Raw genomic sequence first — 20,762 nt, forward strand, 5'->3', positions numbered from 1 at the left:
GATGACTCCTGAAATGTTTGTTGAGCTTTTCCGCGAATCACTATGGATGGTGCTTATCATGGTGTGTGCGATTATCATTCCCAGTCTGCTGATTGGTTTGGTGGTCGCTATCTTCCAGGCGGCAACGTCAATCAACGAACAGACATTAAGTTTCTTACCTCGTCTAATCGTTACTCTGTTGGCTTTGATGCTGTTCGCTCATTGGATGACGCAGATGCTGATGGAGTTCTTCTTTAGCATGATTGAGCGTATGCCTCAGGTGCTCTACTAGGTTTTGCTATGGAGTATCCGACTAGCCTGGTTTTAGACTGGATTGCCAATTACTTCTGGCCGTACACCCGTATAGCAGCGATGCTGATGGTTATGTCGGTCACAGGGGCACGTTTCGTCTTTACCCGGGTGCGTCTCTATCTTGGCTTAGCGATTACTTTTGCGGTGATGCCAGCTCTGCCTGCTGTTCCCGATACTATTGAGCTTGTCTCCTTTGCTGGCTTTATGACTCTGCTGGAGCAGATCATTATTGGTGTTGCCATGGGAACGGTGACCCAGTTTATGATTCAAACCTTCGTCATACTTGGTCAGATCCTTGGTATGCAGTCGAGCTTAGGTTTTGCCTCAATGGTTGACCCGGCTAATGGTCAGAATACCCCTTTGCTTGGTCAGCTGTTCATGTTTCTGGCTACTCTGTTCTTTTTGGCGACCGATGGCCACCTGAAAATGATAATGCTGGTGGTAATGAGCTTTAAGTCGATCCCTATCGGCACAGGTTCACTGACCACCGTCGATTTTCGTGAGCTGGCATTATGGCTCGGTATCATGTTTAAAGTTGCCCTCAGTATGTCGCTATCTGGAATTATTGCGTTGCTGACGATTAACCTGTCGTTTGGTGTTATGACACGTGCCGCGCCACAGCTAAATATCTTCTCGCTAGGTTTCGCGTTTGCTTTGATGGTCGGTCTACTAATCTGTTGGTATATCATCGCAGGATTATATAACCACTATGAGATATTCTGGCTGCAGGGTGAACAGCAGATCTGTTCCTTTATCAGGCTGAATTGTTAGGAGGCTGAATGGCAGAGTCAGACGGTCAGGAACGTACAGAAGACGCCACGCCCAGACGCTTGCAACAGGCTCGTGAAAAAGGGCAGGTTGCAAGGTCTAAAGAACTCGCATCGGTATCGGTACTGGTGATTGGCTCCGTCGCCCTAATGTGGTTTGGCGAAGGTTTAGCACGGGCGCTGTTTACCGCTATGGGACGGTTATTCAGCCTGTCTCGTGAAGAGATATTTGATCAGGTGAAGCTGTTCGATATCGCCCTGGGTTCGCTATCAAGTTTACTCCTCCCCTTACTGCTGATACTCGTGACTCTGTTTATTGCTGCGCTTATTGGTGCGGCAGGTGTGGGTGGGATTAGTTTTTCAGTTGAAGCGGCGATGCCGAAGTGGTCGAAAATGAATCCGCTTAGTGGCCTTAAGCGAATGGTTGGGCTACAAAGTTGGGTTGAACTGATTAAATCGATTCTCAAGGTCGCACTGGTTTCGGGGATGGCCTTCTACCTGATCAATGCGGCCAAAGAAGACCTGTTTCAATTGAGTATGGATGTCTATCCCCAAAACATTTTCCATGCTCTTGATATCTTGCTTAACTTCATTCTTTTGATCAGTTGCACTCTGTTGCTCGTGGTGGCAATAGATATACCGTTCCAGATCTGGCAACACGCCAACCAGCTTAAAATGACTAAGCAAGAGGTTAAGGACGAGTACAAAGAGACGGAAGGTAAACCGGAAGTTAAAGGTCGTATTCGAATGCTTCAGCGTGAAGCTGCACAGCGTCGTATGATGGCTGAAGTACCTCAGGCCGATGTGATTGTTACCAACCCGGAACACTTCTCAGTAGCGCTACGCTATAAGCAAGACAGTGATAGAGCGCCGATTGTGGTGGCGAAAGGTACTGATCATATGGCGCTGAAGATTCGTGAGATTGCCCGTGAACATGATATCTATGTGGTGCCAGCACCGCCGCTTGCCCGTGCTTTGTATCATTCGACGGAACTGGAGCAGGAAATCCCCGATGGTCTGTTTACCGCAGTGGCGCAGATATTAGCCTACGTGTTCCAGTTGAAGCAGTATCGTAAGCGTGGTGGTCAAAGGCCTAGTATTAAGGCCTCTGAACTGCCAATCCCACCGGAGTATAGGAAGTAGCATGCGAGAAGCGAGAAATTAGAACGCTTCGCTTCTCGCTATTTATCAGGAATTGAGAGCAACACCAATAGTGCACCATCACCACCAAACTCCAGTGGTGCCTGATGAAATGCCATCACATCAGGATGTTGGGCTAGCCATAGTGGCGCTTTTTGCTTCAGGATATGTTTACCAATGCCATGTTGAACACAGGCACACGAGATTTCGTTCTTAATGCAGTATGCGATCATCGCGCCAAGTTCGCGCTTCGCTTCCTGCTGTGTCATACCGTGCATATCAAGGAATACGTCCGGTACATAAACCCCGCGACGAAGACGTTTTACTTCGTATTGCGAGACATCATCGCGTGAGTAGCGAGTCGGCCCATCTTCGTTGAGCAGTGGCACAAATTCGTCAGAGAAGTAAAACTCACTGTCGCTTGCTTCACGGCTACTACGCTTAATTTCTTTTTGCTTAGTATTTTTTTTGGCTGCTGGACTATGGTATCCTGTGACAACTTTTTTACGCCTTGTACTGCATCCCTAAAAAGGGCGAAGTCATCATCCATATCGGTGTCTTTTTTGCTCATGGGATTATTCATTAATACTTAAAAATGCAATTAGCAGTATTGTAGCGCTTTTCGGAGGCAATTTTGGATAAGATTTTTGTAGAAGAAGCGGTTTCAGAACTTCATTCGCTTCAAGATATGATTCGTTGGACAGTGAGTCGTTTCAACGCCGCTAACCTATTTTATGGTCACGGTACTGACAACGCATGGGATGAAGCAGTACAGCTAATCCTACCAACACTGTACCTGCCAATCGATGTGCCTCCGCATGTACTCAATTCGCGTCTGACAACCAGTGAGCGTATGCGTATTGTTGAACGCGTAGTTAAGCGTATCAATGAACGTACTCCAACTGCGTATCTGACTAATCGCGCCTGGTTCTGTGGTTTAGAGTTTTTCGTCGATGAGCGAGTACTTGTGCCACGCTCGCCAATTGGTGAGCTGATTCAGGCTGAGTTCCAGCCTTGGCTGGTTGAAGAGCCAACGCGCATTATGGATTTGTGTACTGGTAGTGGTTGTATCGCTATCGCGTGTGCTCATGCTTTCCCAGAAGCTGAAGTTGACGCTATTGATATTTCGACTGATGCACTGCAAGTGGCTGAGCAAAACGTTCAAGACCACGGTATGGAGCAACAAGTTTTCCCAATCCGTTCTGATCTGTTCCGTGATTTGCCAAAAGAGAAGTACAACCTGATTGTCTCTAACCCACCTTACGTGGACGAAGAGGACATGAACAGCCTGCCAGATGAGTTTACTCATGAGCCAGAGCTAGGCTTGGCTGCAGGTACTGATGGACTGAAACTGGTTCGTCGTATCCTCGCTAACGCGCCAGACTATTTGACTGATAACGGTATTCTTATCTGTGAAGTAGGTAACTCTATGGTGCATATGATGGAACAGTATCCACATATTCCTTTCACTTGGATTGAGTTCGAGAATGGTGGCCACGGGGTATTTATGTTGACTCGTGAGCAAATGCTAGCGCACAAAGATGAGTTCTCTATCTACAAGGATTAATGGCTAGTCGCTATTCCAAAGTTCGAAAACGCCAGGCCAGTGATGACCTGGCGTTTTTTTATGCGTGTAAAATTGCCATTAGGGGTTTACATCAAACCGCAATAAAGCGACTATGAATTTACCAATAATTGAAGTGTAAAGCTCTGTATACAGGAGCGAAACAAATTTGAGGAAGTAATGGCAGGAAACAGTATCGGACAACATTTTCGAGTGACGACATTCGGAGAAAGTCATGGTATCGCACTAGGATGTATTGTCGACGGATGCCCTCCGGGTCTTGAAATCACGGAAGCTGATATTCAAATCGATTTAGACCGCCGTCGACCTGGCACTTCTCGTTATACCACTGCTCGTCGTGAACCTGACGAGGTAAAAATTTTATCGGGTGTATTTGAAGGTAAAACCACAGGTACTTCAATCGGTCTGTTGATCGAAAACACCGACCAGCGTTCAAAAGATTATTCTGAAATTAAGGACAAGTTCCGTCCTGGACACGCTGATTACACCTATCACCAGAAATACGGTGTACGTGATTACCGTGGTGGTGGTCGTTCTTCTGCTCGTGAAACGGCTATGCGCGTAGCAGCTGGTTCGATCGCTAAGAAATATTTGCAACAAGAGTTTGGCGTAGAGATCCGAGCTTACCTGTCGCAGATGGGTGATGTTGCGATTGAGAAAGTAGACTGGGATGAGATCGAAAATAACGCGTTTTTCTGTCCTGATGTCGACAAAGTAGATGCATTTGACCAGCTTATCCGTGACCTTAAGAAGCAGGGCGACTCAATTGGTGCCAAGCTACAGGTTGTTGCAACCAATGTTCCTGTGGGTCTTGGTGAGCCAGTATTTGATCGTCTGGATGCAGATATAGCTCACGCACTAATGAGCATCAACGCGGTTAAGGGTGTTGAGATTGGCGATGGTTTTGACGTTGTCAGTCAGAAAGGTAGTCAGCATCGTGATGAACTCACGCCGGATGGTTTTGCTAGTAACCACGCTGGTGGCATTCTGGGTGGTATCTCAACCGGTCAGGATATTGTCGCCAATATCGCACTTAAGCCTACTTCAAGTATTACGGTTCCGGGTGAAACCATCACTAAGCAGGGTGAACCAACTCAGCTTATTACCAAAGGTCGTCATGACCCATGTGTAGGTATTCGCGCTGTGCCAATTGCAGAAGCGATGTTGGCTATCGTGGTACTTGATCATCTGCTACGCCATCGTGGTCAGAACCATGGCGTAACAACAGAGACACCGCAAATTTAAGCGAAGCCTCTAAACTCAAAAAAAGCCCCGGCCTTTAAGTGTCGGGGCTTTTTTTGTTCGTCTGTCGGACTGGTTGAGACTGTTGCACTGTTAAACAGCAATATGAGTGATGTGCCATTTATTGCAATGCTTACATGGGCTTACCAATTTTTCACATTGAGTTTGCTACATTGAGCTAAAAAGTGCGGGGGTGGTGTGTGGATCTGGCGTCTATCTATTCAGTTGAAACGGATTATATTCAAAATCTGATTCGCTATCAGCGAGAAGGGTTTGTCTATGGTGTTTATCAGGGCAAGCTGTTCTCAAGTGTCTTTCAGCCAATTGTTGATAGCGCAGGGCATTTATTTGCCTTTGAAGGGTTGGTCAGGATCAGTGACGAACAAGGCAGAGTGATTAATCCGGGTGACTACTTTTCGCTGATGGCTCCCGGAGATAGAGCGAGTGTGATAAGCACTCTGTTATGTGGGAAACTTCACTCAATAAATCTTGCCCATACTCAGTACCGTGACCGTAAGCTGTTTATCAACGTTGCTCCATCGGTGTTTAGTTTACTCGCCAATAATCGTCAATCCATAGAACAACTGATCCACCGTTTACGCTGCCTTCGACTGGTCAGCTCCCAGATTGTTTATGAAATCACTGAATTTGAAGAGGCGGATTTGGCCGGTATTGTTAAGGGGAAAGAGGAGTTATACAAGTACGGCATTGTCACCGCTTTGGATGACTATGGAACCTGTTACTCGACCAGAGAGCGTGCGCTCAAGATTCGGGCACCCTATTTAAAAATCGATCGCAGTCATATTGGTAACGCTGGCTTTGTCGCCGAAGCAGTCAGTTTAGCTCGGACTATTGATGCCAAGACCATTGCGGAGGGGGTTGAAACTCGTCAGGAGTTTGAGATGTGTCGTGAGCTGGGAGTGGATTACTTTCAAGGCTACTGGCTAGCGAAACCACTTGAGAGCCACAGGTTGGCAAGCTACCAACCTGTCGCCCTCTAATTATCTTGCGCGTGTTTAGTGCAGTGAGCCTTCGGCTTCCAGGTTGAAAGAAGGCAGGCGCCATTTGAAGCGTACTGCTGCCATACGCAATAGGTAACCAAAAATCAGGGTAGAAATAGTCGCGGTAACATCGTTGACGCCCAGCTCTAATAAACCCAAGTACAAGCCAGAAGCTATTAGTGCCACTGATGCGTACAGCTCTTCATGAAGCACAAGCGGAGTCTGGCGACAGATCAAATCCCGAAGCAGACCACCAAACACGCCAGTAACTAACGCGGAAACCATGCAAATCAATGCGTGATGACCCATACCCATCGCGACTTTAGTACCGATGATGCTAAATACAATCAGACCTAGTGCGTCCAAACGGATAAACAGTCCTTTGAGCTTAATCACCCACTTCGCAAGGCCAGTAGTCAAAACGCCAGCGATACAGGTAATTGCAAGAAACTCAGGATTCTTGACCCAACCTAGCGGGTAATGGCCAAGTAAAATATCGCGCACAGTGCCACCACCGATCGCCGTTGCACTGGCAACCAGCATTACTCCAAACCAGTCCATTTTTCGTCGACCTGCACTAAGTGCACCAGTCATTGCTTCCGCTGTGATACCAATAATATATAAAACACTGAGCAGCATGATGAATTCTCAATAAATGGCCGTGATAGCGCGGCAAAGTCTATAAAATTTTAAGGCGTGAGTGTAGTTGGAAATGTGATCTATGACGAATGAGATTTTATGAATACGAAAACGTTTTTCAGATAACTATTTCTAATATCACTGCATAAAGTAAGGATTTGCATTTGTTTGTAAAAGTGAGAGAATGCTGGCCGCGATATTTTAAGCCAGTTAATCAAGCGATGAGCCACGAGTACCAAGACTTAATCAAGATTTTCAACGACACATTTTCTACCTCTTACAACACTCAGCTTGAGCTGGGTGGCGATGAGCCTATCTACCTGCCAGCTGACAGCGAATTCTCATATCATCGCATTATTTTTGCTCGTGGTTTTTATGCTTCAGGTATGCACGAAATTGCTCACTGGTGCGTAGCAGGTCCAGAGCGTCGTCTGTTGGAAGATTTTGGTTATTGGTATGAACCAGATGGTCGTACTGAAGCCGTTCAAGCTGAATTTGAGAAAGTGGAAATTCGTCCGCAAGCCTATGAGTGGATCCTATCGGCGAGTGCCGGATTCCCATTTACCGTAAGCTGCGACAACCTTAATGGCAGTTTTGAACCCGATCGTTTGGCATTTATGGCTAAAGTACATGCGGAAGTAATGTCAATCTTACAGGTTGGTTTACCGCTAAGAGTGCAAATGTTGTCAGATGCATTGCGTGAGTTCTACCACGTCGCTGAACTCACGCCTGCCCATTTTGAAGTGAAGTAATGAAACGTTATTGAATCAACCAGCTACTCTGTTTTTGACCGTCATGGTCGAATGTGTAGACCAAAGGTGTCTGGTCTGGTTCCATTACCCATACTACCGCTATCAGCGACTCGCAGTGGTTAACGACTCTCAAGTCGAACTCCGCGAGTCCATCTTCAAGAGATGATTTCACTAAGCAGTTGTCATAATCGACCTGGTTAGGATCACCCTGAGCTTCTGCATTATCACAGATCGAGATATAAGCATCTTTGCCAGCTAATTGGTTTAAAACAACGTCGACATCGACTTGGTAGACCGATTCAAGACTATTGTCATAGCTAATGCTTAAGTCCGTGATGCTTTGCGTCTGTGCGCTAGCTGCAGTAAAACTCGCGCTACCTCCGCTTGAAGCACCTTCGTCACCACCACCTCCGCCGCCACAACCTGTCATCAGAGTCATACTAGCGAGAATCGAACTGAAAAGAGGCATTGTTGATTTAATATTCATGGTCATTTCCTCACTAGTCGATGTAGATTTTGTTGTTGTTAGCTTCCATGTACCAGAGCGTCTCGGTTTGCCCTTGTGAATCCTGCGAGAAGTCGCCGAATTTTGGGTAAGCTTCGAGAATGGTCACCTGTTCAAGTGGATGCTGCCAGTTTAATGGGATTTCAATTGCCCATGGCAGACCATTGGTGGTGTGGTAGTGAGTATTACCACTGGCGGCGTCATCACCTAAGCTAAGATAACGACTGTCAAACTTAGCGGTCGGTGGGTTGTTTTTAAGGTGTATCTCAAGCCCGCGTCCTGGATAACCACCGGTAAGCTCGTAACCAATATCGCCATAGTAGTGGCCCGGTGCGGCAAAGATGAATGGGTCGTACGGGAAGTCAGGCATTACACTTGTAGCCGGAGCGTTGGCGAACGAGAAGTGCAGTGTCCAGCTAGGGCGATAAGAGGTACCACAGTTAATCTGAGTACGGAACATGGTGCAGTTTTCCGCCTCACCTGCTTCAGTAATATCCCATAAGTCTTCTTGGATGATAAATACAGCATCTGTGGTGCCTTCTTCCAACACCGTTGTTGCTTGGGTTTCACCATTGACGGTAAGAACTATCGAGTCCTGTTTGATGTCCTCGCGAGCGATATCCTGTAAGCGAATAGCAAAGCCCGAGTGGTTATCACCGCCAAGAGCCGCAATTTGGCCTTCGATTTTGAGACGGATGACCTGGCTATCAAGATGATACTCAGTGTATTTCACATTCATCAACACATCGTTCATATCGTAGTCACCCTGGATTGGGTACTGATCTTCATAGGCGAACGTCGTGTATGCGCCGCCGATAGGGTAAGCTTCAGTTGTTACACCGCTCTCAGTAATCTCGATGGCATAGTCTTCGACTTCACCTTCTGGTACACCCCCTGTAGGACCAATTCCTGATGTGTTACTGATGCGGAATCTGGACCAGCTGTCACCGCTGACGGCCCATGTTGGAACGTCAAAGAATACCGATTGAGTGCCGTCACTGACTGATAGATCAGAAATGATTATTTCGTCGGCTTCAAAGGTGCCGTCTCGGTCGAAGTCCATCCACGCGTTAAGCACACTGTCGGCAGTTGCGCCGTTAACCGTTACCTGAACCATAGAGGTGTCACCAACCTGAATTGGAACTGGGAACTCGATGCCATCATCATCATTAACATTGTCAGAAGTATCGTCACTATATGGCGGAGGGTTACCTTCAGTTTCGCCATCAACAATATCGCCCAATCTTAAGCTAGACGTATCTTCAAGTGCGCCAATACCGTGTCGCGCACCGGACTGGTCATAAGTAGTCTGATAGCTATCCGGAGCATCACCAAAGTCGGTCAGCGGTGCCGCTTCAACAGGAGCGGAGGCACAACGAGCACCATCGTTCGAATTGCTTGAAGGACCGTATGCGGTGAGTATTGCGCTTGGCTGCCACGATGCATAATCTGAAGTGCCCGGTGTATGAGGGTTGGTTAGGGTTACTTTAAAGATGAAACCATTACTGTTGTTGCTGGCGTATAGATAGCCATCAACATCAAAATATATTGCACCAAAGACAAAGTTAAAGCCTAGCTCTGCCTCGCTTAACACCTGATTCATTCGAGTCGCGCTACCCGCAACCACATCTATCTGCCAAAGGTAGCCATCAGCATCAAGGCTGTAAGCAAGGTTATTGCTCTCATCTGGGTGGAAGGCAAAATCGTGAATATTTGGTTTTGAAAATTGGGCAGGGGCAGCGACCTGTGTCATTTCCAATGTGTCTAGATCGATGCGAAATAAGCCATTACCGGGACGGTAGCCATACCAGGCATTCTCAGTTAGTGAAACATCACCAACATAAAACCTGGTAGGAGCCCCACTCGCTAATGTGATGTCTAATCTGGTGATATCGAAGTTAGCGTCAATTCGCGAAAGAGTGCCGCTTTGACCGTCAACGCCATAATCCCAGCCATAAATGAATCGGTCATGTTCACTGAAGCCAATACCGTTGATTTTGGCTGACCCAAGCGTTGAAGGCATAACTCGGTAGCTACCTAAGTCGATGTTTACACCAAAGGCAATTGGTGTCCCTGTAGGGTTTTGAATTAAGAAAGCCTCGGTCGGACATTCACCAAAACTGACATCACCGGCATGTGCGAGAGTTGAGTAATACGCGCCATAGGTACAACATGCTGACAGTAGTAGGAAGCTCTGATTTATACGTTTTAGTTTCATTGTCATTCCCTGTTTTTATCGAGCGATATAAGGGAAATAGCATTGTCCATGCCACACTATCAGCCCTTGCTGTATATAGGGTTTGCGTTGAAATTCTCAATGTGAGAAGCTTGGCGCTCTTTTTGAGAAGCAAACTGATTGGGCGATATCGCAAAATGATTATTGAATTTGAAGAGCAGCTACTAGAGCTAATTGATGCACGTATTTCGACGGCATCAGATGATGAGTTATTTGCTGGTGGTTATCTGCGTGGTCATATCTCGCTTTCTGCCGCTTCATGCGAAGAAGATGGCATTAATGATGTAGAAACGCTTAAGAATCGTATTCAGGAGAGCTTAGATGCGGCGCGCTCTGAACTTACTCCAGCGGATCGTACTATTGTCAATGACTTGTGGTTGGAACTGGTTAACAACGCTTAAACTAACCAAACAAAACCAATAGAAATAGATACGATAAGGGGTTGTTCGAATTTTTCGAACAACCCCTTTATATTTTTGCGCTTGTTGGTGAGGAGCTGGCTAGATATTCTTGTACCCACATCGAGAGAGACAAAACAGGATAGTAGTTATGAGAATCGTAGCATTTGGCGCATCAAACAGTTCAACATCAATCAACAAAGCTTTAGCAACCTACGCTGCTTCACAAGTGGAAGGTGCGCAGGTACAAGTTCTGGACATCAACGACTATTCAGTGCCGATGTTTAGTGAAGATAAAGAAAAAGAAATTGGCCAGGCTGAAGGCGCGCAACAGTTTTTAGCTGACCTTGCCGAAGCAGACGCAATTGTTGTGTCTTATGCAGAGCACAATGGTTACTACCCTGCGGCATACAAAAACCTATTTGACTGGGCAAGCCGTATTAATCGCAGCGTTTTCCAGGACAAACCAGTGGTTTACCTGGCAACTTCTCCAGGTCCGGGTGGGGCTCAAACGGTATTGGCTGCGGCGACTGCTTCAGCACCTTACTTCGGCGCGGATGTCAAAGCTTCAGTATCAGTACCAAGCTTCTATGACAACTTTGACTTTGAGACAGCAGCGGTCACTAACCAAGAAATTGCTGATGAAATCAAAGCGGCAGTTGCTAAGCTGGCTTAATTAAATCCAGGTATCGCGAATAAAAAAACGCAGTGAGTAACACTGCGTTTTTTGTTTTTGAGCGCGAGTTACAACTCGGTAATTGCCTTGCCCTTTCTTAGTTTTCGAACCCACATTCGGCTTGGGTGCAAGGCTTCTAATACGTCAACGGGTAACGGTAGAGGATCACCGCAGATTTGCGAGGCGAGAGTTTCGGCTAACAGTGGTGCTGAACTCAGGCCACGAGAGCCCAAGCCGAGCATGCAGAATAGATTAGGGTATTGCGGCACTTTCTGAGCATCACTTGCCTTCGTCTTCTGCAGATCCTGGTAGACCTGTTTGATCGCTTCGAACTGGCCAACGTTACCAATGAATGGCAAGTGGTCGCGACTAACACAGCGGATGCCCTGACGTGAGTGATTCGACGATGTATCAACCTCTAATGGCCACTGCTGGTTAGGAACGCATTTACGTAATTTGTCGCCGTTATCTTGCTGCGCTGCAGGGTCAAATTCATTGTCTAGATGTGAGCGATCGTAGCTCGCACCGATACAGTGGTGACCATTATTAGGATTCACCGGAGTCATGTAGCCGTCGTAACATAACACTGTCTTGATTTGACTGAGTGTTTCTGTGGTCGGGATATGGCTGACCTGACCCTTAACTTTTCCTAACGGGACGTCAGCTGTTTGAGCTATCTCATCAAACTGATGACCATTGGCGATAACCACAGTGTCGTGCTCAAACACACCGCTGCTATTTGATACGATCCAGTTTTGCGTCTCTGAATTCCAATCTAACTGTTCAATCTTGCAGTCAAAGTAGACGTTAAACTGCTCGTCCTCAGCGAGTAGAGTGATTATCCCCTGAGTGAGTTGTGCCGGACTTAACCAACCACCTAGGGGGTAGTGGATACTTTCCATATCAAGAGGCACACCAACCATATCACTGGTTTGCTGCTGATCCAGTTTGCGCACCAACTGGCTGTCAAACTGTCCATTGAGCATTTTATTCAGTTTGATTGTGGAGGTTTCATCCCATTTTAATTGGGTGACGCCACACCACTGATGGTCAAAATCGATTTTTTCGGCGGCTTGCTCAACGAACTGGCGCGCAAACAGAAACGCCGGAGCGAAGACTCTGGAAACCCCTTCATGTGAGCCGTTAAGCAGTGGGTAGACTGCGCCCTGACGGTTACCGGAAGCGCCTTGGGCCGGAGTACTGTCCTGACAGTAGAGCGTGACTTGCTTACCACGACGTCGCAGAGCAGTTGCCAGAGTAGCACTCGCGATACCGCCGCCAATAATGGCGATTGACTCACCGTGACTGCTTTGCTCGCGGGCAAACCAAGGCTTGAAGTTAGCGTGTGGTTTTTTATTGGTCAGACAGCCGGCAATCATGTCTCGCTTAGTACCGAAACCTTTGACTTTCTTCATCTCAAAGCCCGCTTCAATCAGACCGCGGCGGACAAATCCAGCGGCGGTGAAAGTCGCACAGGTACAATCCTGTTTAGCCAGTTTCGCCATACCATTGAATAAATCCTGGTTCCACATTTCAGGGTTTTTACTTGGTGCAAAGCCATCCAAGAACCAAGCGTCAACAAGACCGCTTTCTGTCACGGGGACTTTTGGCATGCAATCTTTGATGTCACCAAACCATAAATCTAAGGTAATCGCACCATCTTCGAGTACAATTCGGTGGCATTCAGGCACAGCAATAGGGTAGTGCCTTTGCAGCTTTTCGGAATATTCCGATAGTTCCGGCCAAGCTTGATGTGCTTTGATCAGATCTTCTTTACTCAGCGGATACTTCTCAAAGCTCACGAAATGCAGCTCTTTTAATGGCGCAGATGGGTTTTGTTGCCTAAATTGTGCAAACCACTGCCAAACAGCTAGGAAGTTGAGACCAGTACCAAAGCCTGTTTCAGCGATGACGAATCGACGCTGTTCACACGACTGCCATCTTTGTGGCAGATGATTCTGGTGCAGAAACACATAGCGAGTTTCTTCCAATCCATTAACGTTGGAAAAGTAAACGTCGTCAAACTGATCAGAAACAGGGGTTCCTGCGTCGTTCCAGCCTAGTTGGGCATTAGTAATCGAGGTCATAGTGTCGGAATTATGTGAATAGAGACGATAATATGATTGCAATTGTACGGTTTTAAAGGAAAGCTGACCACTTTTCCCCGCTATCTTAGTTATTATCTAGCGGATTTTTGAATTATAGGAATGTCATAATGAAACGAGTCGTAATCACCGGTATGGGTATTGTTTCAAGTATCGGTAACAACGTCGAAGAAGTTTTAGCGTCTCTTAAAGAAGGTAAATCTGGTATTACTGCTTCTGAGCAGTTTAAAGAACATGGTCTTCGTTCTCAGGTTTGGGGTGATCTAAAGATTAACCCTGCAGAGTTCATTGATCGCAAACAGATGCGCTTTATGGGTGATGCGGCTGCTTATGCATACCTATCAATGCAGCAAGCAATCGAAGACGCAGGTCTAACTGACGAGCAGGTTTCAAACGATCGTACTGGTATCGTTGCTGGTTCTGGCGGTGCTTCTGCGTTAAACCAAACTGTTGCAACAGACACAATGCGCGCTAAAGGCGTTAAACGTGTAGGTCCATACATGGTGCCACGTACCATGTCTTCAACAGTATCAGCGTGTCTGGCAACACCATTTAAAATCCGTGGTGTGAACTACTCAATGAGTTCAGCTTGTGCGACATCTGCTCACTGTATTGGCCACGCGATGGAACTTATTCAACTTGGCAAACAAGACATTGTTTTCGCAGGTGGTGGTGAAGAGCTAGATTGGTCTCAAACTATGATGTTTGACGCAATGGGCGCACTTTCTACTAAATACAACGAAACACCAGATAAAGCGTCTCGTACTTACGATGCTGACCGTGACGGTTTCGTTATCTCTGGTGGCGGCGGCATGATGGTTATTGAAGAACTTGAGCATGCTCTGGCACGTGGTGCAAAAATCTACGGTGAAATCGTAGGTTACGGCGCGACTTCAGATGGTTACGACATGGTTGCTCCATCTGGTGAAGGTGCCGTGCGTTGTATGAAGATGGCAATGCAAGATGTTGATAGCATCGACTACGTAAACACTCACGGTACATCAACTCCGGTTGGTGACGTTAAAGAGCTAGGTGCTATCCAAGAGCTATTTGGTGATAACAGCCCTGCAATCTCTGCAACAAAAGCAATGACTGGTCACGCACTAGGCGCTGCAGGTGTTCACGAAGCAATTTACTCAACGCTAATGCTAGACAACGGTTTTATCGCGCCTAGCATCAACGTAGCAAATCTAGACGAAGCGGCACAAGGCCTGGATATCGTGACTGAAAAGCGCGATGCTGAGCTAACTACCGTTATGTCAAACAGTTTTGGTTTTGGTGGCACGAACGCTACGCTAGTTATCAAGAAGTACCAAGGCTAACTGAATCTGCTGAGCAGACTATGCTTAGCAATCCAGTTTCCAGAGCTGGTTAACCTTTAGCAATAAAGGTTAACCTAACAGACGCAGACTTTAACCCATGGAGAGCGGGTTAAGATCCTTTTGTTCTGGACTATTGCCCGGCTATTTAGCCGGGCATTTTTCTATCTGAGCTTTATCTTGCGCCGAGCGCATTAATACCTCGACAGTGACACTCCTTTTCTGCACAATCAATCCAATTGCAACTCAACTCTACAGACAGATGAAAATCCTTATTGATGAAAACATGCCTTACGCGGAGCAACTTTTTAGCCAGCTTGGTGAAGTCGTTCTCAAATCAGGCCGTACCTTAACCGCCGATGACTTAATTGATGTCGACGCGCTGATGATCCGCTCGGTTACTAAGGTCAATGCGGACCTGATTTCAAAAGCGAATCGACTCAAATTTGTTGGTACAGCAACTGCTGGTATGGATCATGTCGATCAGGGTTTACTGAAAGAGCGTGGGATCTTTTTTACTGCAGCTCCGGGCTGTAACAAGGTTGGTGTTGCAGAGTACGCGTTCAGCGTCATGATGGTGTTGGCTCAGCAGCATGGCTTCTCAGTGTTTGATAAAACCGTAGGTATTATCGGCGCAGGGCAGGTGGGTAGTTATCTGCAGCACTGTTTAGAAGGTATCGGTATCAAGGTGCTTATCAATGATCCGCCTAAACAGCAAGCTGGTGATTCGCGTCAGTTTACCCCACTGGATGAGCTACTGACTGAGGCTGATATCATTACCCTGCATACGCCAATTACTCGTGATGGCGAGTATCCGACTCATCACCTGATTGGCGAAAGCGTGTTAAATAAGTTACGCGGTGACCAAATTTTAATCAATGCAGCTCGTGGTCCTGTGGTTGATAACGCGGCGCTAAAAGCTCGTTTACTGCGTAATGATGGCTTTATTGCAGCGTTAGATGTATTTGAATTTGAGCCAGAGGTTGATATGGAGCTTCTGCCTCTGCTAGCATTCGCAACCCCTCATGTCGCTGGTTATGGACTTGAGGGTAAAGCTCGCGGTACAACGATGATTTTCAATAGCTACTGCGAGTTCTTAGATAACGAATTACGTGCGCATGCCAGTGACTTGCTGCCAACTGCTCCTGTACCAAAGCTGGTATTAGATCGTGATTGGGATGAAGCCACACTGCATAACATCACTCAGCTGGTCTATGATGTGCGTAAAGATGACGCCTTATTCCGCCGTGAAATCAGTCAGCCGGGTTCTTTTGACCTGATGCGTAAGAACTACTGGGATCGTCGTGAATACAGTGCAGTCACATTAGTCGGAGATAACAGCTGTCGTTTATCACCGCTAGAAAAATTAGGTTTTCAGGTTGAGGTAAGTCAATGAGCCAACAATATAACGTTGCCGTATTAGGTGCGACCGGTGCGGTCGGTGAAACTATTCTAGAAGTGCTGCAAGAGCGCAAGTTTCCAGTCGGTGAACTTTACTTGCTAGCGAGTGAGCGCAGTGAAGGAAAGACTTACCGTTTTAACGGTAAAACCGTACGTGTACAAAACGTTGAAGAGTTTGACTGGTCTCAGGCTCATATCGCACTCTTCTCTGCTGGTGGAGAGTTGTCAGCGAAATGGGCACCGATTGCAGCGGACGAAGGTGTGATTATCATCGATAACACATCACAGTTCCGTTACGAGTACGATATTCCTCTAGTTGTACCGGAAGTGAACCCAGAAGCGATTGCAGAGTTCCGTAACCGTAACATCATTGCAAACCCTAACTGTTCAACGATTCAAATGCTGGTGGCGCTTAAGCCAATCCACGATGCGGTAGGTATCGAGCGCATTAACGTATCGACTTATCAGTCGGTTTCTGGTGCTGGCAAAGCGGGTATTGACGAACTAGCGGGTCAAACAGCAAAACTTCTTAACGGCATGCCAGCGGAAAACAGTGAGTTTTCACAGCAGATTGCCTTCAACTGTATTCCACAAATCGACCAGTTTATGGAAAATGGTTACACGCGCGAAGAGATGAAGATGGTGTGGGAAACACAAAAAATCTTCAATGACCCAGGTATCACGGTAAACCCGACTTGTGTTCGTGTTCCGGTATTCTATGGTCACGCTGAAGCCATCCATCTTGAAACCTGTGCACCTATTGATGCTCAGGAAGTGATTAACTTACTGGAGCAAACTGAAGGTGTTGAAGTGTTCCAGGGTGATGACTTCCCGACTCAGGTTCGCGATGCAGGTGGTAAAGATCACGTAATGGTTGGCCGCATTCGTAACGATATTAGCCACCATAGCGGAGTTAACCTTTGGGTGGTTGCTGATAACGTCAGAAAAGGCGCAGCGACTAACGCGGTTCAAATTGCAGAAGTGCTGATTCGCGATTACTACTAATATCAGCATTAAGATTTGTTTCCAAGCCTCACCATCCGGTGGGGCTTTTTTAATCGAATTGAAGAAATTTGTGTGAGATTAATGCGATTATGGCGTTGGACACACATTTTTTACCTCTATACCTATAGTTTTGGTGGGTTTATCCGATATATTTAACAGATCATTGTCTTTAAATTTAATTGAGCACATAGCTGAGCCTTATATGCGTCGACTTTTACAGCGTCTACTATTGCCATTAGCAATGGTTGCCGTGACTCAAACATCATTAGTAAGCGCGGAGAGCATTCGCCTAAAAGGACCTAACGGTGAGATCCAATCGTCTCCCCAGTTTTCCGAGCCTCTTTCACGCTCTACGCGCGCGACAACCGAGCCTTCTCGTTTTTATGGACCGACTTCTGAGCAAGAAACTCTATGGAGTATTGCCTCTCAATTGCGTCCGTCTCCTTCGGTTACTGTTCAGCAAACGCTATACGCCATTTTCCAGCTAAACCCTCAAGCGTTTGACAACCAGAACATCCACGAATTGATACCACGCAGTACCATTCGTATTCCTTCACTAGAGCAAGTTCGAGCGGTTAGCACACAAGAAGCGGTCAACGTGATGAATTCGCATCAAGCGCGTTTAGGTAAAAGCGTTGCACCTGCTCCGGTTACCAATAATGTTCAGCCTGCTGTTGTTGTAAAGCAACCTTCTGCACAGAAGCCTGTTGAGCCAGTAGCGACTCAACCGCAACAGAGTGAAAAAGCCAGCGACTTAAAGGCGATTGCTGAGCAAGAAAAGCAACAGCAAGTCAATTCTCTGGAAAACCAGTTAGAAAGCTCAGAAACAGAGCTGATGGCGCTAGAGGAGAAAAACCACAAGCTTCGTTTAATGCTGGCGGAAGTTCAGTCTGAAGTTGATGTACTGAAAGATGAGCTGGGTGACGAAAACCGCATTCGTAATGAAGTTGAAAAACTGCTGGAGGCTGAGCGCCAGCGAGTTGCTGAAGAGCAAAAAATGGCACCTTCAGCAATGGACCAGTTGTTCTCCAATACATGGCTAGTGGCGGCATTGGCGATCATTCCAGGCTTACTTATTGGCCTTCTGGTAATGATGCTGCTTGGGCGTCGTAAGAAAGAAGAAGCACAAGAGGCGGCGGTCACAGAACAACAACCTGTCCAGCCAGTTGCTCCAGTCGTACCAGAAACCCTCAATGATGACATTGACGATGATCTGCTACTTGATGACGACCTGTTTGGTGAGTCAGATAGTGAACAACTATTCGGTGATGAGACCGAATTCGATGGCAAAGAATCTGACGAAGATGATGTATTCGCTGACCTGGATGACAGTGACCTCGACTTCAACCTTGAAGGTGAAGATGGCGATGATCCATTTGCGGGCATCGATGATGATGGCGACTTAGATGAGTCGTTAGCCGACGTTGATATGAGCTCTAACGGTATCAGTGTCAACGGTGATGAGAAAGCGCTTGGTCTTGAAGAGATGGAGCGTGCGCTCGATGAAGTCGTTATTGATGACGCAGATGATGAAGATGGCTTCGACCTTTCAGACGAAGGTGATTTCTCTCAAGATGAGTTTGACTCGCTGCTTGCCGGTGATGAAGAGAGTGAAGACCTTGGTTCAAGTGAGCTAGACCAATCACTGCTTGATGATTTGTTCAATGAAACTCAGTCAGACAGTGAAGATGACTTAGACTTTGATAATTTACTTGATGAAGGTGAGGACTCCTTCGATTTAAGTGATGATTCTGGTGATAACCTGAATGAGCCGAATCTGGCTTCTGATGGTGAAATTGATGATATCTTCGCGCAAATGGAAGCTCAGGCTGACCTCGAAGCCCTAGAAGCTAACTCTATTGATGAGACAGCACTTCTCGACGAAATGTTAGATGAAGATGGTGTCGATATTAGCTCAGACAGTACTGATCTACTGGATGAACTAATGGATGACAGCCTGACTGAACCAGCGCAGCCGAGTGAAGAAGTTGATCCGTTTGATGAGTTGATTGGCGCTGATGAAGGGCTGGAACAAGACAGTACGGATTTACTCGATGACATTGTCGATGATACGGAAAGTGACAGTGATTTTGACCTTGAAGCGGAGCTTGATGAACTGATTGGTACCGCCTCTGAGTCTGATCAAGTAAACCTGACTGACAGCACTGACCTAATCGAAGAACTGGCTGAAACAGAAGCGACGTCCGATGATCTTGGGGATGATGCAACAGATCTGTTTGAAGAACTGGTTGAAATTGACAGCGCAGAAGTAGAGTCGCAACCAGAATCTGCTCCACAACCAGAGCAGATAGACGAGCAAGAGCCAGTTGCTGAAGAGCAAGCTGAAACCGCATTCTCCAGCGATGATTTCATCGATGACATGATTAATGCGGCTCCTGAAGCTGATCCATTACTTGATGAACTGGATCTTGATGATCTACAAGATGATGAAATAAATACAGAAGTTGCGGTTGACACTGATCTGGACGAACCTCAGCCTAAAGAGCCAGAGCCAGAGCCAGAGCCAGAGCCAGAGCCAGAGCCAGAGCCAGAGCCAGAGCCAGAGCCAGAGCCAGAGCCAGAGCCAGAGCCAGAATTAGATGCTGATGATGAAGACGATTGGCTGACAGCTGCGATTGAAGAAGTAGAAAACCCTCAGTTTGACATCGACGATGTTGAACAAGAGTTGCCTGAGCCTGAGACAGCTTCTGCTGTGGAGTCTGATGCGGATGATACGCAGATGGCTGCGGAAGACGAGCCTGGTGATGAAGATGATTGGTTAACCTCCGCGATTGAAGAGGTTGAAGGTCATGCTAGTGAACCTGAGACGATTAGCGTTGAAGAGCAGCCAAGTACTGAACTTGAAGAGAGTCAGTCGCAATCGGGCGCAGAACAACCAGAAATTTTATCAGAAGACTTGCTTGCACAGCAGGAGCTTGCTGACACACTAGAAGAGACTCCAGAGACTCCAGAGACTCCAGAGACTCCAGAGACTCCAGAGACTCCAGAGACTCCAGAGACTCCAGAGACTCCAGAGGTTTCTGAGGCACCGCAAACGCCAGAAGTTGAGCAAGAACAACAAGCGCAGGATCAAGAACAAGAAGTCGCGGACACGCCAAAACCACCGATGCCAGAAGCCATCGAGAATGAGTTTGGAATCCCGCAGGATGATGACTGGCTGCTTGATGACGCAGAATCCGAAAATGCCCAACCAGAGGATCTGATAGCTTCGCAAGTTGCTGATGAAAATATCGAACTTGATGAACTGGAACTACCGGACATTGCTGATACGGACGCTCTGGATCAGATGGCTGATACTCTGGTCGATGAACAACCAGAGATTGAACAACCGCAAGCAGAACAAGCTATAGAACTGGATGAGTCAGAGCTCCCAGAGTACAGCGAAGAAGACGCCTTAGCTGACGTAGCACTAGAGTCAGACACTCTCGAACCACAGACTGAAGTAGAAGCGCCACAAGAGAGCACACCAGACGCTTTCGAACTGCCTGAGTTTGGTGAAGAAGAAGTTTTATCTGACAGTGAAGAACCAACCTATCAATCGCCACAGGTTGATGATGAAAACATAGAGCTAGACGATCTCGACCTGCCAGAATTTGGTGAGGAAGACGCGTTAGCTGAAATGACACAAGCTGATGCGCCCGTCGCGGAACAGCCACAGGTTGAAGAACTTCAAGCAGAA

The 20,762-nt window shown here is 46.9% G+C and carries 17 protein-coding genes and 1 pseudogene; 13 read left to right on the forward strand and 5 right to left on the reverse strand.

What is annotated here, in order from left to right:
* Position 1: 1 nt before the first annotated feature.
* Genes fliQ through flhB form a run of 3 tightly spaced genes read left to right on the forward strand, consistent with a single transcriptional unit; the run spans position 2 to position 2,201 of the window.
* Complete coding sequence (gene fliQ, locus RH46_RS02160) at positions 2-271, forward strand: flagellar biosynthesis protein FliQ (protein ID WP_006877759.1); 270 nt, start codon at positions 2-4, stop codon at positions 269-271.
* A gap of 8 nt (positions 272-279) precedes the next feature.
* Positions 280-1,062, forward strand: a complete 783-nt coding sequence (gene fliR / locus RH46_RS02165; protein WP_006877760.1) for a flagellar biosynthetic protein FliR — start codon at positions 280-282, stop codon at positions 1,060-1,062.
* A gap of 8 nt (positions 1,063-1,070) precedes the next feature.
* Positions 1,071-2,201: a flagellar biosynthesis protein FlhB gene (gene flhB / locus RH46_RS02170; protein ID WP_006877761.1), complete on the forward strand. Its 1,131-nt coding sequence runs from the start codon at positions 1,071-1,073 to the stop codon at positions 2,199-2,201.
* Between the two features lie 38 nt (positions 2,202-2,239).
* Here the strand turns inward: flhB and smrB are convergent.
* Positions 2,240-2,769 (reverse strand): annotated as a pseudogene (smrB, locus tag RH46_RS02175) (endonuclease SmrB).
* Positions 2,770-2,832: 63 nt separating this feature from the next.
* On the opposite strand from smrB, the gene prmB reads away from it, so the two are divergent.
* From prmB to RH46_RS02190, 3 genes are all read left to right on the forward strand, one after another.
* Positions 2,833-3,765 (forward strand): 50S ribosomal protein L3 N(5)-glutamine methyltransferase, encoded by a 933-nt coding sequence (prmB, locus tag RH46_RS02180; protein WP_006877764.1) that lies wholly within the window; start codon positions 2,833-2,835, stop codon positions 3,763-3,765.
* A gap of 177 nt (positions 3,766-3,942) precedes the next feature.
* A complete protein-coding gene (gene aroC / locus RH46_RS02185; protein WP_006877765.1) occupies positions 3,943-5,028 on the forward strand; it encodes a chorismate synthase in 1,086 nt (361 codons plus the stop codon).
* A gap of 197 nt (positions 5,029-5,225) precedes the next feature.
* A complete protein-coding gene (locus RH46_RS02190) occupies positions 5,226-6,026 on the forward strand; it encodes an EAL domain-containing protein (RefSeq protein WP_006877766.1) in 801 nt (266 codons plus the stop codon).
* Between the two features lie 15 nt (positions 6,027-6,041).
* On the opposite strand, the gene RH46_RS02195 is transcribed toward RH46_RS02190, so the two are convergent.
* A complete protein-coding gene (locus RH46_RS02195) occupies positions 6,042-6,665 on the reverse strand; it encodes a trimeric intracellular cation channel family protein (RefSeq protein WP_006877767.1) in 624 nt (207 codons plus the stop codon).
* Positions 6,666-6,886: 221 nt separating this feature from the next.
* Here RH46_RS02195 and RH46_RS02200 point away from each other — a divergent pair, with 221 nt between their 5' ends.
* Positions 6,887-7,417 (forward strand): elongation factor P hydroxylase, encoded by a 531-nt coding sequence (locus tag RH46_RS02200; protein ID WP_006877768.1) that lies wholly within the window; start codon positions 6,887-6,889, stop codon positions 7,415-7,417.
* Between the two features lie 7 nt (positions 7,418-7,424).
* On the opposite strand, the gene RH46_RS02205 is transcribed toward RH46_RS02200, so the two are convergent.
* Entirely contained in the window at positions 7,425-7,904 is a 480-nt protein-coding gene (locus tag RH46_RS02205; protein WP_006877769.1) for a hypothetical protein, read from the reverse strand.
* A 13-nt stretch (positions 7,905-7,917) separates the two neighbouring features.
* Positions 7,918-10,140, reverse strand: coding sequence for an LruC domain-containing protein (locus tag RH46_RS02210; RefSeq protein ID WP_006877770.1), 2,223 nt, complete (start codon positions 10,138-10,140; stop codon positions 7,918-7,920).
* Between the two features lie 155 nt (positions 10,141-10,295).
* Here RH46_RS02210 and RH46_RS02215 point away from each other — a divergent pair, with 155 nt between their 5' ends.
* Together RH46_RS02215 and RH46_RS02220 are read left to right on the forward strand one after the other, a co-directional pair.
* Positions 10,296-10,559, forward strand: a complete 264-nt coding sequence (locus RH46_RS02215) for a YfcL family protein (RefSeq protein ID WP_006877771.1) — start codon at positions 10,296-10,298, stop codon at positions 10,557-10,559.
* A gap of 148 nt (positions 10,560-10,707) precedes the next feature.
* Entirely contained in the window at positions 10,708-11,232 is a 525-nt protein-coding gene (locus RH46_RS02220) for an NADPH-dependent FMN reductase (RefSeq protein ID WP_006877772.1), read from the forward strand.
* Positions 11,233-11,300: 68 nt separating this feature from the next.
* Here the strand turns inward: RH46_RS02220 and mnmC are convergent, their stop codons facing one another.
* Positions 11,301-13,319, reverse strand: a complete 2,019-nt coding sequence (gene mnmC, locus RH46_RS02225) for a bifunctional tRNA (5-methylaminomethyl-2-thiouridine)(34)-methyltransferase MnmC2/FAD-dependent 5-carboxymethylaminomethyl-2-thiouridine(34) oxidoreductase MnmC1 (protein ID WP_006877773.1) — start codon at positions 13,317-13,319, stop codon at positions 11,301-11,303.
* A 128-nt stretch (positions 13,320-13,447) separates the two neighbouring features.
* On the opposite strand from mnmC, the gene fabB reads away from it, so the two are divergent.
* From fabB to RH46_RS21990, 4 genes are all read left to right on the forward strand, one after another.
* Positions 13,448-14,659: a beta-ketoacyl-ACP synthase I gene (fabB, locus tag RH46_RS02230; RefSeq protein WP_006877774.1), complete on the forward strand. Its 1,212-nt coding sequence runs from the start codon at positions 13,448-13,450 to the stop codon at positions 14,657-14,659.
* 259 nt (positions 14,660-14,918) lie between these two features.
* The gene (locus tag RH46_RS02235) at positions 14,919-16,052 is read left to right on the forward strand and encodes a 4-phosphoerythronate dehydrogenase (RefSeq protein WP_006877775.1); all 1,134 of its coding nucleotides are present in this window, start codon (positions 14,919-14,921) and stop codon (positions 16,050-16,052) included.
* Positions 16,049-17,062, forward strand: coding sequence for an aspartate-semialdehyde dehydrogenase (locus tag RH46_RS02240; RefSeq protein WP_006877776.1), 1,014 nt, complete (start codon positions 16,049-16,051; stop codon positions 17,060-17,062). Before RH46_RS02235 ends, RH46_RS02240 begins: the two co-directional genes overlap by 4 nt.
* Positions 17,063-17,264: 202 nt before the next feature.
* The coding region (locus RH46_RS21990) for a FimV/HubP family polar landmark protein (RefSeq protein WP_006877777.1) at positions 17,265-20,762 on the forward strand (3,498 nt) is incomplete at its 3' end.

The organism is Vibrio brasiliensis LMG 20546, assembly GCF_000189255.1.
Classification (GTDB): Bacteria; Pseudomonadota; Gammaproteobacteria; order Enterobacterales; family Vibrionaceae; genus Vibrio; species Vibrio brasiliensis.